Genomic DNA, 14,603 nt, shown 5'->3' with positions numbered 1-14,603 from the left:
TCGACCAAGCCGCTCCGTGCCAACGCGGTTAGCTCTGCCCGTTCCGTCGTGTTCAAAAATCTCGCGCGAATCATGCCGACAACAAGAATCCTTTCGAATGAGTCTTGCAAGAACTTTTCGCTTTCTCAATGAGTCGGAGTAGAAACAAACGATCTGAAAATCGTCTACATTTTCATCCGGGGAGAACGCGATATGCGGGTCATTGTAATTTTATGCGCGCTGATCACCTATTATGTCCATCCAGTTACGGCATTTGCTCTTGAGGCGAAGCTGGTCAAGGTGGAATCGAAGCGTGGGGTCAAACAACCTTTCCTGTTTGTTCGTCCGGACAACCCGAAGGCAGGGGTCGTCCTGTTTATTGGCGGGGATGGTTCGTTGTATCTATCGAGCTCGGGAAAGATCGTAAACAATGATAATAATTTTCTCTCCCGGACGTTTAGGAAATTTGCCGGGCATGGATTGATGGTCGCCCTTGTTGATGTTCCTTCCGATAAGGAGAGAAATTCTGCGATGTTCCGAATTGGTCAGAAACATGCCCTAGATATAGCCGCCGTCATCGATTATATGAAAAAGCAATCGAACGTGCCGATCTGGATGGTTGGTACATCCATGGGATCATTCTCGGCGGCCAGTGTTGCTATCAAGAAAAAGAATAAAGTGTCCGGGTTGGTTCTCACCTCATCAGTTACCCAGCCCAAACATGAAAAGGCGCTTGATAAGCTTACGGCAAAGTATCCCGATGGCGTGGCCGGATTGTCCCTGCAAAAAATTAAAATTCCTGTTTTGATCGTTTACCATACAAAAGACACCTGCAAGGTTACTCCGCCGGGGGACGCAGGAAAGTTGAAGGGAAAACTGTCGAACGCGTCGAGGGTGGAAGTCGTCCTGCTCAAGGGGGGAAATGCGCGCAAGTCAGATCCTTGTGATGGCCTTTCGCAGCACGGATATTACGGTTTGGAATCCGAAGCGGTGAAAAAAATAGCCACCTTTATTACTCAGTAATTCAGTCCCAAATTCCGCGTGTATCGATGATAGCTTTCCCTTTGAGTCGGCCTCTGTCGATGCTTTTGAAATCCCGATGATCGACCAGCAAGGCGATGACGCCTGCTTTGTTTAAAGCCGTGTCCAGATCGGTCAACTCGATGCCTTTTGCTTCGTCCAACGCTTCTGGTAAGACCGGGCTGTTGGGTTCAACGACGAGGACTTCTCCATCAAATTTGTCGGCGAGGGCGGCGGTGATTTCGACGGCCGGGCTTTCGCGCATGTCGTCGATGTTGGCCTTGTAGGCAAGGCCCAGACAGGCAATCGTTGTCGCGCCTGTTTGTTTGGCGGCTGTCAGGATTTTCCCCACGATATGGCCAGGTTTGCCGTCATTAACCTTGCGGGCGGTCTGAATAAGCGGGCTTTCTTGTGGGGCGCTATCGGCGATAAACCATGGGTCAACGGCGATGCAATGGCCGCCGACGCCGGGCCCGGGTTGCAGGATGTTAACGCGCGGGTGATGATTGGCAAGTTCGACCGCTTCCCAGACATTGATGTCCATCTTGTCGGCGATCAGCGACAGTTCGTTGGCGAAGGCGATATTGACGTCCCGATAGGCGTTTTCGGACAGTTTCACCAGTTCCGCCGTCGCCGCCGTGGTCAGCAGACACTTGCCTTCCACGGCAATCTTATAGAGCACCGCCGTGCGTTCGGCGCAACGCCGGGAGATGCCACCGATAACCCGGTCGTTACGGACCAGTTCCAGCAACACCTTGCCCGGCAACACCCGTTCGGGACTATGAGAGATTTGAACATCAGCATCGTCTGCCGCCTGATGGGGAAAGCTCAGATCGCTTCGAGCAGCGGCCAGCCACTCTGATACTTTATCCGTTGTGCCAACCGGGCAGGTTGATTCGATAATCACCAGCGCCCCCGCTTCAAGCACCGGGGCGATGGACAGGGCGGCGGCCTTGACGAAGCTGAGATCGGGTTTGTGATCGTCCATAAACGGGGTCGGCACGGCGATAATATAGGCGTCGGCGGTTTGTGGTGCGCCGGTGGCTTTAAGTTTTCCGGCACTGACGGCGCCGTTGACCATGATGTCCAGATCCGGCTCGACAATATGGATTTTGCCCTGGTTGATGGTTTCAACGGTGGCAGGGTTGGTATCGACACCAATAACATGCACACCGCGACTGGCGAAGACGGCAGCGGTGGGCAGACCGACATAGCCCAGGCCGATTACACAGATTTTTTCAAACTCAAGCGTCACAGGCGTTTCCTCGTTTGATAATTTCTTCAACAATGCGCGCGGCCGCCTTGCCGTCGCCATAAGGATTATGGGCGCGGCTCATAATAGCGTAGGCATCGGTGTCGTCGAGCAAATGTGTAGATTCCCGGACGATAAGTTGTGGATCTGTGCCAACGAGTTTGACGGTCCCGGCGGCAACCGCTTCGGGTCGTTCGGTCACGTCGCGCATAACCAGAACCGGCTTGCCCAGAGATGGCGCTTCTTCCTGAATGCCGCCAGAATCGGTGATGACCAGAAAGCTTTGGTCCATCAGGTAAACGAAGGGAAGATAGTCGAGTGGCTCAATGAGGTGGATATTGGCTTTATCACCCAGGATTCTGTTGACCGGCTCTTGCACATTCGGGTTGAGGTGAACCGGGTAGACGATCTGGATATCGTCCCTGTCGCCTAATGTCGCCAGGGCCTGGCAGATGTCTTCAAAGCCCTGGCCGAAATTCTCGCGCCTGTGACCGGTAACCAGAATCAGGCGGCGTTCCGGATCGAGAAACGGAAACTGTTCGCCGAGGCTGGCTTGCAGGACATCATCATCCTTCATTTTTGCCGTCACATCCAAAAGAGCATCGATGACGGTATTGCCGGTTATGATGATGTCGCTATCGTTGTGGCCCTCACGGTGCAAATTCTTGGCGGCACCATCGGTCGGGGCGAAGTAGATATCGGCGATGCTGTCGCTCAAGCGCCGGTTCATTTCTTCAGGCCAGGGGGCAAACACATCACCGGTGCGAAGCCCCGCTTCTACATGACCAACGGGAATTTTGTGGTAAAAAGCGGCCAGTGATGCGGCAAATGTGGTTGTCGTGTCACCGTGAACAAGAACCCGGTCGGGCTGGTATGTATCAAGCACGTCCCCCAGTCCTGTCAGCACGGCGCTGGTGATGTGGGTCAGGTCCTGATTATCGCGCATGATATCAAGATCAAATTCCGGGGTGATGGAAAACAGGTTCAGAACCTGGTCCAGCATGTCGCGATGCTGGGCGGTAACGCACACGGCGCTCTCGACGCCAGAGGCGGCCTCAAGTGCCTTGACGACCGGGGCCATCTTGATGGCTTCGGGGCGGGTGCCGAATACGCTAAGAATTTTCATACGCTTGGATATCGTTAAAGCAGCTTTTTCGCAACTACCACTTCCAGTTAAAGGCAAAATTGCCGTAAAGTCCCGTTTATGGATAATATCAGGATCAGCGTTAAAAACATCATCGTTACGGCTTTCGTTCTTGTGACTCTGGCATGTGCCAGTGTGGCGGTTGCTGCCGATATGGTTGCACATCGGGCATTTTATTCACTAAAGCTTGGGGTCGTGCGCTCGGGCAGTGATTTTGTCGGCGCTGGCGGCAATATGGGACTGTCCATGGAGCGTACTTGCGAAGGGTGGACCATGTCGCAAACGTTGCAGATGGACCTTTCCACTACCAGCGGTGAGCAAATTGCACAGGATTTACGCTTTACCGCCTGGGAATCTGATGACGGCAACAAGTATCGGTTTTTCGCTTCCAATAACGTCAATGGCCAGCGTGAAGATTTCAGGGGCCGTGCACTTGTGAATGGCTCCGATGGAAGTGGAAACGCCAATTTCCGTATTCCCGAGGGCAGGAAAATTCCGCTCCCTGAAGGCACGATGTTTCCTTTGGGTCATACGGCGTGGCTCATTGATCGGGCTTCGGCTGGCGAGCGACAGGTGTCGCGGACCGTCTTTGATGGTGCAGACGGTGAAGGACCGCAACAGGTCACCGCATTTATCGGTCCGAAGTTGAAATCCGGTGATCATATTTCAGGGGTGCAAGCCGCGGCGCTGGGACCGCTATCGAAGCAACCGGGCTGGAAAATTCGCATGGGCTTTTATGAATTGGACAGCCAGCAATCGGCCCCCGATTACGAAGTTGAAATTCTGCAACTCGAAAATGGTATCACGCCGACACTAACGCTGGATTATCAGGACTTTACTGTTATCCTGACCCAGGAAAGCCTGGAGGAGATTGCGCTGCCTGATTGTCAGTGAATCTTGGTAAGGAACCTTTATGCGACCAAAGAATTTGATTTACGGCTTTTTCCTGATGACGCTTGTGACGTTAACAGCGCCCGCTTCGGCGCGGGCCCAGGAGGCCGCCTTTGTTGGTATGCAGGTGCAGGGAATATCACAAAAGGTCGCCGCCGCCATCGGCATCGACAAGCCCGAAGGGGTGCTCGTCCGTGACGTCGCTCTTGGCGGGCCCGCTGATAAAAGCGGCATTCATCGTGGCGATATGATCGTCTCGTTTGCCGGAAGTGATGTCGATACGTTTGAAAAACTGGTTACCAAGGTCAGGGAACTTAAGGCCGGTGACAGTGTTCCCATTACCGTTATCAGGGAAGGTAAAGCCGTCAAACTGACCATGAAGACGGTTAAATGGACGCCTGCGTGGCAGGTCAAGAAAGGTATTTTTGCATCCCTTCCGACCATTGGTCTGACACTGACGGCCCTGACCCCCAAAGTGCGTGACAGGTTTGGCATTCGCTGGGGGTCGACCGGCGTCGTCATCACCCTGATTGATCCGGAAAAGGCGACCAACCTGGACCTGCAACGTGGCGAGATCATCCATCAGGTCAATCAGAAGCCAATCTGGGATCCTAACGATCTGGTTAAAATGTATATCAAAGCCAAAGGGGAAGGACGAAAGTCCCTGCTGTTGCTGGTCGAAGGGATCGGCGGTTTCCGGTTTTCTATCCTGAAAGTGAAATAAGCCCTTGCCTTAGCCTTTACGGGCTGCCGCGACCATTTGCTTCAGTTCATCCATACCAATGGCGCCAGGAGCCAGTTCCTGGCCAACGACAAAGGCAGGCGTTCCTTCGATGCCCAGGCTTTGCGCCAGTCTCATATTCTTGTTGAGCTCATTGGTAACCGGTGCTTCGTTCATTGCCTTGGCAATGATGCCGGCATTGATGCCCAGGTCTTCGGCGATTGACAGGACTCTCTTTTCACTCAACTGTCCGCGCACCGTCATCAGGCTGGAGTGGAAATCCATGTATTTTTCCGGCGCCTTGTTCCAGACGGCCAACGCCACCTGACTGGCGATCACAGACTGTGGCCCCAGTATGGGAAATTCTTTAAGGACATAACGGATATTGCCGTCTTCTTTAAGCAGCGCCTGAATGGTCGGGAAAACCTTTTTGCAGTATCCGCAGCGATAATCGAAAAACTCGACAATAGTGACATCACCATCAGGGTTGCCGATCACCGGGGATGCGGGGTTGCTGTTCAAATCGGCGGCCAGGGTGATCAGGTTATTGCGGGCTTTTTGCTGTTTTTCGACCTGCTGGCGCATTTGATAATCCTGCATCGCACGCATCAGGACTTCCGGATTGTTGACGATATAGTCCTGGATGATTTTCTCGACCTCCATTTTTTGGGCGTCGTTTAGTTCATCACCAGCGATGGCGGAACCGGAAACGACAACGGAGGCGATCAGGAAGGCGGATAAAAGGAATTTTCGCAGCATTCGACAATAGTCCTCAGATTTGAATAATATTTACGCGGGCGACACAATGCGTCAGCGGGCAAATGGAAACAAGCCCTGGCGTGGCAACTTTCACCACAATGTGATGGCTTTCGTTATAACCCCTCGGTCGGGCCAAAGAGTTTTTTGCCCTGTGATTTTCCGGCGCCGGCGTTTTCAAGGTCAGAATTCGGGCCATCAGTCAAAATGCCGAACAGGTTTCGGAATATTCCCGGGGCCAGTGCTGAAAGCGGGTTAACGTTCACTTCCGGGTTTTCCATGGGGCCTGTCATTCTGTAGGTTGCAGCAAAAATACCGCCACCTTCTTCGGTTCCCGTAAATAAGGTGCCAAGCAGCGGAATGTTACCCAGAACACTGTTCAGTGCGTAAGCCGGAACCACCGTGCCTTCGATATCGAAGACTTCTGCATGGCTGTAAATTCGTCCCTTCGCCGTATAGCCCAGCGACAACCCTGTCGCCTTGACGTCGGTGAGGTCGATGACGCCATCCTTCATCACAAAGGGGGCCTTGAATTCGCTAAACGATAACCCGTCGCCTTGCAGGGCATCTGCGATACCGGTCAGGGTTAGAATGCCAACCAGCCGTGCCAGGGCGGGTGCTTCGACCAGTCGGTAATCCGTGATCAGGACCTTGCCAGCTAAAGGATGGCCACGAACGGTGTCGTCAAAAGTCGCTTTGACTTCAAGATTGCCGCCGATCATGGTGTCGTAGACATCCAGGGTGCGCAGCATGTCACCGGCATTGTCGGCGGTGATGATAATATCCCGCTTGCCCCTGCCGCTGGGCGTCAGGTTGACAAGAAAATGCTCGCCGTTAGCAAGCGCGCCATCAACGCTAATACCGCGCCAGCGGTTGTTGGCCCGGTTAAAAGTTCCGGTAATCTGTTTCAGATACCTTTTGTCGCCGATCCAGACCTTGTCGACCTTGGCAGAAAGACTGAGTTTGAGGTTGAAACGATCCTCCTCATCAGGTGAACCTTTAAACAGGTCGTCGAACATTGGCGCCAGATCGAAACTGGGGCCATGAAAACTGACCGTCCAGCCGCCATCGTTTCCAGGAATGACAACACCGGCCAAATTTGTACGTTTCAGGCTGAACTGGTTGATGTCGACTTTGCTAATACCGGTTCCGTTTTCGTCATAACTGGCCGATCCATTGATTCTAAGATCACCTGCAGCGAGCGAGAACCGGGGAATGTCGGTCAAGCGGGTGCCATCGATGTCAAGGTCGACCTGGGCAATTCCTGCGCTACCAATTTGCTTTGTCCAGCCCAATGCAGGAACGTTGAGCGATACCTGGTTTAAATCGAGGCGAACCTGAACCTTGCCTGTACCGTCATCCTGGGTGCTTAGGCCAATATCGACGCCGACGCCGCCTTCGATAAACTCACCGTGCAGGGGCGACAAATCGATGCCCAGGTCGCTCAGGTTGCGGATGTTGTCGATGTGCGAGGATATTTGGTACTGCGCCCGAAAGGGAACGTCGTCGCCAAAATTCCTTCGCCATTGCAGGTTCGCAGGAATGTTCGCCAATTTGACGTCGCCGTTCATATCAAGCCCAAGCTTGCTGACTTTCAGGTCAAGCTGGCCATCCTTGATTCCCTGACCGAGAATGATGTTGTCGATGGTGACGTCATGCATCTTTGCTGCGACGGAAATATCGATGCCATCGGTGGTGAGTGTATTTTCAAGAAGAAAACCCAATTTCACATGGGCATCGGCGTTTCCTTCGGCGTGTTCGGGGTTAATGCCAATGGCAGAGGAGAAACCAAGCGGCTCGCTTTCAATCAGTTTCAGGGCATTTTTCAGGGGTCCTTTAATGAAAAGGTCCATGTCCGCGTATTGATCGACCTGATCCATGCCGCTGAAGGAGATGATGCTCTTGCGGGTGGTCAGTCCTTCGGCCTCTGCGCCGGTGATGAAGATGTCGAATTTCTTCTTGTTGAAACGGGCCGTCGCATTGGCGTTGACGGCCTTGGGCATGGGCGGAAGATAATCGATGGTGACACCGCGAATGTTCATGTCGCCAGTCAGGCTCAGCACTTCGACATCGCCATTCTTTTTGGCCCGCACCTGAAGTGCGGCGCGGGCTTCTGGCACCAGGCCGTTTGAAATATGATCAATGATCCAGGTGCGGGCATCCGTGGCCAGTGTGCGCGGCCAGTAGCGGGACAATTTGTCCGGTTCCATGTTTCGCACAACCCCGCTGGCGCCAATTGAAACGCCTTCCTCCTCGCCAATCATGTTGAGCGCGATGGAAGCCTTGGGACCATTAAGATCAAGTTCGAGAACATCAAGTTCAAGGCGCGACGTATTCCACAAATACCGGCCCCGGGCATTCAGGTTTTTGATGGGCATTTCATGTTTGACAGGGTCCGGCAGATAGATTTTCCCATCCTCGCCAAAGTCGATATTCAGGCTATTGATTTCGACTTTCTCGTTGCTGCCCTCGTAACGACCCCTGAATTCAACACCGGCGACTTCGACCCGCTGGGCCAGGGAAAGAAGGCCCATTGATTGCGCCGTTTTAATGGGAATGGACAACGCCCCTTTTGACGCGCCCACATCAAAGCCAAAGCTTTCAACAGACCCGTCGCTTAACATCGAGAACGTCAAGGTGCCCTGAAAAGGAAGCTCCATACCGGCCAGCATGGAGAGTTTCGGTGAAAAGACGGCGAAAGCGGCAGGGGTGACAGCGTTGAAATCGACGCCAAAATCAAATCTTCCCTCGTTCGCTAAATATGTCCCCAGCACCGATACGTTGGCTTTGGTGCCGCCAACAAGAACATCCATGGTGACATCCCCCTTGATGCCGCTGGCTGTGCGCCACAGCTGCACCTGGGCGTTAGGGGCGCTCCACGTCGATTCCAGTCTTTGGTCGTAGACCTGAATATCCGCATCGAAGATATTGACCCTGGAGAGGAAACTCATGGGATGGGTCGGGTCCGGTTCGGCCAGTAACACGGAGAACATCAGTTGCGTGAATTCCTGCGAAGCCGGTGACTCCGTATTGAATCCGACTTCCAGTGTGCCGTCCCGGTGGCGTTCTACCTTCAGGCTGGGGCGGAACATCTCGATGCTTTTTGGGGCGACCATACCCTTGACCAGTGCCTTGGCGCTAAGGGACAGGGAAAGTTCGGGAACGCTGGCGACAATGGCATCGTCCTCGCCCAACACGCGCACATTTAGGACCCTGATATCGAGGGTTCTTTCCCAGCCGGCCCAGGTCAGAATGGTGTCATCAAGGCGAATGCGTAAAGAATTGTGGAATGTCGCCAGGGTGCTTTCGATATAGGGTGTCAGGAAAGCAAGCGAGATCGGCCCGCTGGAAAGTTTCCAGGCCGAAAAGACCATCATAATGGCCAAGCCGGCGCCCAGCCCACCCAACAGGTGAACGGTGCCGCGCAGAAGTCGCCGGAACAATCCGTTCGTCATACTTTAAGCCGTTATTTTTATACGGTTAGCCATCTTGCCGGTCTATCAGATTGCTGCAAACAAAGGGTTAACGTCTTTTAAGGGCGATAGCGCTTATTCAGTGTAGCCGAAATCACCGATAAAGGGTTCCAGCGGCTCATAGGTCGGCTCAAGATGTTGCCGGTATTTTAACCACCTTCCGACAGCGTGAGTATACATCGGAATGGTCATGTCGCGAAAGCCGGGTGTGGTGATTGGCCTGGCCAGAATGCCATCGCGGTATTGTTTGATGTCGTCGGACCAGGGAATGTCGATGAAATCAAGCACACGCCGGGAACAAGCCTCGAAATCACGAGTCAGGTCTTCGTACCTGAATTCAATCCATGGCAGCGCCATATTCTGGCGGCAATGCAGCCAATATTCCATGACCAATTCATAAAGCTGAACGCTGGACTGTAGCTCGTTGAAATTTGTCATCGCATCATCAGGTTGAAAACCCTGCATGAAACAACTCAGGCAAACATCTCTGGGGTCACGCAAGGCGGTTATGATTTTGGCATTGGGTAGAAGTCTGTTGATGAGCCCCATCTCGGCGATATTAAGGGGTGTCTTGTCGATCATCACCCGCCCATCAAGAGGCTCGCCGATAATGTCGTGGGCGAAATCGGCGAACAAACCCTGCCATTTTTTAATATCCCCGGGCTTTGCGGTGCCCAGACATTCAGGATAATTTCCTTGTTGATGAAGATAATTTCTGAGCCTTTCCAAAGGTGAGGCTTCGCCGGTGCTGACGACCCCCGGATGGGTGCGCAGTATCTGTTCCATAAGAGTGGTGCCAGAGCGGGGAAAGCCAACAAGGAAAACCGGTGCCAGCGTGTCCTCGTCTGTCGAATCCTCCCAGAGCTTCAGGTTTTCCGCTGTGAACCAGTTTCTGTCCCGGGCCACGCGGGAGCGATAGCGGGCCGGGTCTGAACCTTCCAATGGCTGCAGAGTATTGGCCTTTGTAAAAATATCAAAAGCTTCATCGGGTTGACCGGATCTGTCGAGAAGATGTCCCAGTTCAAAAAGGATTTGAGAGTGAATGCCGGGCTTTAAATTTGTTTTCAAAAGGCCGCGTAAACTGTTGGCTGCCTGCGCTTCCCGGCCCGTGCGACGCTCAATACGCGAAGTAATCAGTTTTCCGCGGGCGTTGACAGGTCCCGTCGCTTCGAGCTTGAACACCAGTTCTGACGCTTCGGCCAGCAGACTCATGTGTTCCAGGCACTGAAGAAGGTTGGTCAACACTCTGGCATTATCGGGGGCCAAAGTAGCGGCGCGGCGCAACGGTTCCAGTGCTTCCTCATAAAGGAAGTCGGTCATGAGCAGGACGGCAATATTATTCAGGGCGTCCACATTGTCGGGCTCGGATTCAAGTGTTTCGACAAAACAGTCTTCGGCTTCCCGATTTTTCCCCATGGTGCGAAAGGCTTCGCCTAAATTGTGACGGGCCTGTGTAAAACCCGGGTCAATTCGAATGGCCATCTGATACGCTTCGACAGCTTCCTGATTGCGCCCGGTTTCCCTTAACAGGGCGCCCAGTGTGTTGTGATATTTGGGGTTGGTGTCATCTCGCCTGATCGCCTGGGCGATGAAGACTTCGGCCTCCTGATGGTGATCCTTGGCCAGTTCGATGATTCCCAACAAGTGGTTGAGTTCGGCGTTCCCGGGGTTCTCCTCGAACAGTTCCCGGTAAACCGGTTCAGCCAGATCGGGTCGTCCAGCCCGGTGTTGGTCAAGGGCCTCGTTTAGCCTGAGGTCGAAATTTTTAGTCATCGGTCCATTCTTCTGCAATTATCTTCACACGTTTACTTGGTATAATCGCTCAGCCATCCCGTTAATAGTTTTCTGTGCCCCATGACATTCTTTTTCACCAACGCCGAGAACAATAATTCCGCCACTGCTGCGGACCCTGAACGCGCTGCCTTGGGGCTGGAACGCTGGCGCGACGCTTTAGGGGCTTGTGACGACGCGGACACGCGCGCCCTCGCCGAAGCCATCCTTGCCGATGCCGGGGCGCTGCGAATGCTTGAAGCGGTCTTTGGCAACAGTCCTTACCTGACCCAAAGTCTTGTTTCGGATCTGGTTTTTTCCTGCACATTATTCAGGCAAGGACCTGAACGGGTGATGAAGCAGGTTCTGAAAAGCGTGACAGGGACGCATACCTCCATTGCCGCAACCGCAGAAGGGACAGCAGAACTGGCCAGGGTTTTGCGTCAAGCCAAGCGCCGGGCATCGTTGGCGATTGCCCTGGCCGATATTTCCGGCCTTTGGCAGTTGCAACACGTGACCGGGGCCCTCTCGGATCTTGCCGAAGCCTCGATTTCAGCCGCTTCGGCGCATTTACTTCGCCTCGCCGCCAGTCAGGGCTCGCTTGTCCTTGAGAACCCGGCAGACCCTGAGAGCGGCTCGGGATTGGTTATCCTCGGCATGGGCAAGTTAGGGGCGCGGGAGTTAAATTATTCCAGCGATATCGACCTGATTATTCTTTATGACCCGGAGCGCCTTAAAACCGAAAATCCAGAAGGACTGCAAAACAACTTCGTGCGCTTCGCCCGCGGCCTTGTCAAATTGCTGGAGGAGAGAACCGCCGACGGCTATGTCTTCCGCACCGACCTTCGCCTGCGCCCCGACCCCGGTGCGACGCCGCTCGCCCTTTCGGTTCTGGCCGCCGAAAATTATTATGAAAGCATTGGCCAGAACTGGGAACGGGCGGCCATGATCAAGGCCCGCCCCGTCGGTGGAGACCGCGAGGCCGGGGACGCTTTCCTGAAATGGCTGACGCCGTTTATCTGGCGTAAGAATCTCGATTTTGCCGCCATTGACGATATCCATTCGATCAAGCGCCAGATTAACGCCCACCGCGGCGGCGAAGCCATTAGCGTTGCCGGTCATAACGTCAAGTTAGGGCGGGGCGGTATTCGCGAGATTGAATTTTTCGCCCAGACCCAGCAATTGATCTGGGGTGGCCGGCAACCGGAGTTGCGCCCGGCCCCGACAGAAGAGAGTCTTGCCGCCTTGGCCCGCTGTGGCCAAATAGAGAAAACGGTTTGTGATGATATGATCACTGCCTATCGGTACTTGCGTCGGGTTGAGCATCGCCTGCAAATGATCGACGATGAGCAAACCCATTCCTTGCCAGTAGACGAACCCGGAATTGCCGCCGTCGCCGCTTTTCTTGGCTGTGCCGATGTGGCTGCCTTTGCCGACCAACTGACGGGCCACCTGAAAACCGTCGAGACCCATTACGGGGCGCTTTTCGAGGATGCCCCATCGCTAAGCGCCGATGATGCCGTTTCGGGAAATCTGGTCTTTACCGGTGGCGACAGCGACCCCGAAACGATCAACACCATCGCCGGTCTCGGTTTCGCCAATGCGGATATCGTCGATACAACGGTGCGCGGATGGCATCACGGGCGCTACCGGTGTATGCGCAGTGCCCGTTCGCGTGAATTGTTGACAGAATTGTTCCCGGTGCTGCTTAAAGCCATCGCCACCACACCCGACCCGGACACGACGTTTCTGAAGTTTGATGAATTCCTGTCCGGGCTGCCATCGGGGGTGCAGTTGTTTTCCATGTTCTATTCAAACCCTGGCCTGCTTGATCTGGTTGCTGAAATTATGGGTGGTGCGCCAAGGCTGGCCGAACATTTAAGCCGCAGGCCGCAGGTCCTGGAAAGTGTTTTGACCCCGGGATTTTTCGATAATCCACCATCGAAGGATGAGATGACCAGTGAACTGGAGCGCATTCTGGAGCGTTCGGACAATCTGGAGGATGTTCTTGTCGCAACCCGGCGCTGGGCCAATGACAGGCGTTTTCAGGTGGGTGTCTTGAGCCTGCTTTTGAAACGTGATCAGGATGCCTGCGCGCAATCCTTGTCGGATATCGCCGATACTTCTATCACGGCCCTTTTTGGAAAAGTCGAAGAGGAAATGGCGGCCCAGCATGGCCACATCACCGGCGCGGCCATGGCGATTTTGGCTATGGGCAAATTGGGTAGCCGCGAAATGACACCGGAATCCGATCTTGATCTGGTTTTTGTCTATGATGTGCCGCCGGGTGTTACGGCATCTGACGGACCCAAATCGCTCACACCGGGGCATTACTTCGCACGTTTAAGCCAGCGCCTGATCAACGCCATAACCGCCCAGACAAGCGAGGGTGACCTTTACGAAGTGGACATGCGTCTGCGTCCATCGGGCACGGCCGGCCCTATAGCCTCAAGCATCGACTCCTTTAGTCAATACAATGACGAAGCCGCCTGGACGTGGGAACAGATGGCACTGACCCGGTGCCGGATCATCAGTGCCTGGGGGGGGCTGGAAGAAAAAATTGCCACCATTATCGAAGCGACGCTGACCCGCCGTCGCGACCCTGAGGCACTGCTTGTGGATATAGCCGGGATGCGGGAGCGGATGCTGCAAAGCCACCGCACGGATTTTATCTGGGATGTTAAACATATTCGTGGTGGCCTCGTCGATGTGGAATTTATCGCCCAGTATCTGCAATTGCGCCACGCCCATGATCACCCCGACGTTCTCGCCCGCGATACCAGGACGGCCCTGAAAAATATGGCGGACAAAGGTTTACTCGATGCCGATGCCTGCGCTGACCTGACACAGGGGCTTGATCTGTGGAAAGACTTGCAGGGCATGTTACGGTTGACCATCCCGCGCCAGTTACGTCAACGCCGCGACCACGATATCCCCGAAAGTCTGCTTGAAAAGCTGGCTCAAATTGGCGGGGCAACTGATGCCAGCGCCTTAAAGGCCAAGATGGAAGAGACGGCGGCAAAGGTCTTGGCTCACTTCAACACCATTATCACCGACCCGGCTGAACGATTGAAAAATAAAAAAGATGTTAATCGATGACCATAAACCCCGGAGACAAGGCCCCTGATTTTGATCTGCCAATAGATGGCGGCGATTCGTTATCGTTGAAGGAACTCTCTGGCCAGATTGTGGTGCTGTATTTCTATCCGAAGGACAGCACCCCGGGGTGCACGAACGAGGCCAGGGATTTTCGCGATCTACATTCCAAATTCAGGAAAGCGGGCGCGGTTGTCCTTGGTGCATCAAAGGACAGTGTTAAGCGACATGATAACTTCAAAGCCAAAAACGAATTGCCGTTTTCTCTTCTATCGGATGAAGAAGGGACCCTGTGCACAGCTTACGGCGTGTGGATCCTGAAAAAGCTTTACGGGCGGGAATATATGGGAATCGAGCGAGCAACATTTCTAATCGATGCTCAGGGTGTCGTCAGGAATGTTTGGCACAAAGTCAAGGTCAAGGGGCACGCCGAACAGGTGCTTGAGGCCGTGAAGGCATTATAATCGTTTAGTCATAACGTTCGTCATGGTTATAATGGGT

The 14,603-nt window shown here is 53.9% G+C and carries 10 protein-coding genes; 5 read left to right on the top strand and 5 right to left on the bottom strand.

Features of this window, described 5'->3' with window-relative positions; all coding sequences use genetic code 11:
* Positions 1-192: 192 nt before the first annotated feature.
* Positions 193-1,002 carry an alpha/beta hydrolase gene (locus tag HOL66_13765; protein MBT5245299.1) on the top strand — a complete coding sequence of 270 codons (810 nt, stop codon included), beginning with the start codon at positions 193-195 and terminating at the stop codon, positions 1,000-1,002.
* 1 nt (position 1,003) lies between these two features.
* Here HOL66_13765 and wecC read toward each other — a convergent pair whose 3' ends face one another.
* Together wecC and wecB are read right to left on the bottom strand one after the other, a co-directional pair.
* Positions 1,004-2,314, bottom strand: a complete 1,311-nt coding sequence (wecC, locus tag HOL66_13760) for a UDP-N-acetyl-D-mannosamine dehydrogenase (protein MBT5245298.1) — start codon at positions 2,312-2,314, stop codon at positions 1,004-1,006.
* Positions 2,244-3,377 (bottom strand): UDP-N-acetylglucosamine 2-epimerase (non-hydrolyzing), encoded by a 1,134-nt coding sequence (gene wecB, locus HOL66_13755; GenBank protein ID MBT5245297.1) that lies wholly within the window; start codon positions 3,375-3,377, stop codon positions 2,244-2,246. The genes wecC and wecB overlap by 71 nt, the downstream gene beginning before the upstream one ends.
* A 78-nt stretch (positions 3,378-3,455) precedes the next feature.
* Here wecB and HOL66_13750 point away from each other — a divergent pair, with 78 nt between their 5' ends.
* Together HOL66_13750 and HOL66_13745 are read left to right on the top strand one after the other, a co-directional pair.
* Positions 3,456-4,289 carry a DUF1849 family protein gene (locus HOL66_13750; GenBank protein ID MBT5245296.1) on the top strand — a complete coding sequence of 278 codons (834 nt, stop codon included), beginning with the start codon at positions 3,456-3,458 and terminating at the stop codon, positions 4,287-4,289.
* Between the two features lie 19 nt (positions 4,290-4,308).
* The gene (locus tag HOL66_13745) at positions 4,309-5,010 is read left to right on the top strand and encodes a PDZ domain-containing protein (protein MBT5245295.1); all 702 of its coding nucleotides are present in this window, start codon (positions 4,309-4,311) and stop codon (positions 5,008-5,010) included.
* Between the two features lie 9 nt (positions 5,011-5,019).
* On the opposite strand, the gene HOL66_13740 is transcribed toward HOL66_13745, so the two are convergent.
* From HOL66_13740 to HOL66_13730, 3 genes are all read right to left on the bottom strand, one after another.
* Positions 5,020-5,766, bottom strand: a complete 747-nt coding sequence (locus HOL66_13740; GenBank protein MBT5245294.1) for a DsbA family protein — start codon at positions 5,764-5,766, stop codon at positions 5,020-5,022.
* Positions 5,767-5,879: 113 nt separating this feature from the next.
* Positions 5,880-9,218, bottom strand: a complete 3,339-nt coding sequence (locus HOL66_13735) for a hypothetical protein (protein ID MBT5245293.1) — start codon at positions 9,216-9,218, stop codon at positions 5,880-5,882.
* Positions 9,219-9,311: 93 nt separating this feature from the next.
* Positions 9,312-11,009 carry a tetratricopeptide repeat protein gene (locus tag HOL66_13730; protein MBT5245292.1) on the bottom strand — a complete coding sequence of 566 codons (1,698 nt, stop codon included), beginning with the start codon at positions 11,007-11,009 and terminating at the stop codon, positions 9,312-9,314.
* Positions 11,010-11,090: 81 nt separating this feature from the next.
* On the opposite strand from HOL66_13730, the gene HOL66_13725 reads away from it, so the two are divergent.
* Both HOL66_13725 and bcp read left to right on the top strand, forming a co-directional pair.
* Positions 11,091-14,105 (top strand): bifunctional [glutamine synthetase] adenylyltransferase/[glutamine synthetase]-adenylyl-L-tyrosine phosphorylase, encoded by a 3,015-nt coding sequence (locus tag HOL66_13725; GenBank protein ID MBT5245291.1) that lies wholly within the window; start codon positions 11,091-11,093, stop codon positions 14,103-14,105.
* Positions 14,102-14,566: a thioredoxin-dependent thiol peroxidase gene (gene bcp / locus HOL66_13720; protein MBT5245290.1), complete on the top strand. Its 465-nt coding sequence runs from the start codon at positions 14,102-14,104 to the stop codon at positions 14,564-14,566. Before HOL66_13725 ends, bcp begins: the two co-directional genes overlap by 4 nt.
* Positions 14,567-14,603: the final 37 nt, after the last annotated feature.

The sequence above is a fragment of the Rhodospirillaceae bacterium genome, from assembly GCA_018662005.1.
Lineage (GTDB): Bacteria > Pseudomonadota > Alphaproteobacteria > Rhodospirillales > JABHCV01 > JACNJU01.
This window is presented reverse-complemented; position numbering and strand designations above follow the sequence as displayed.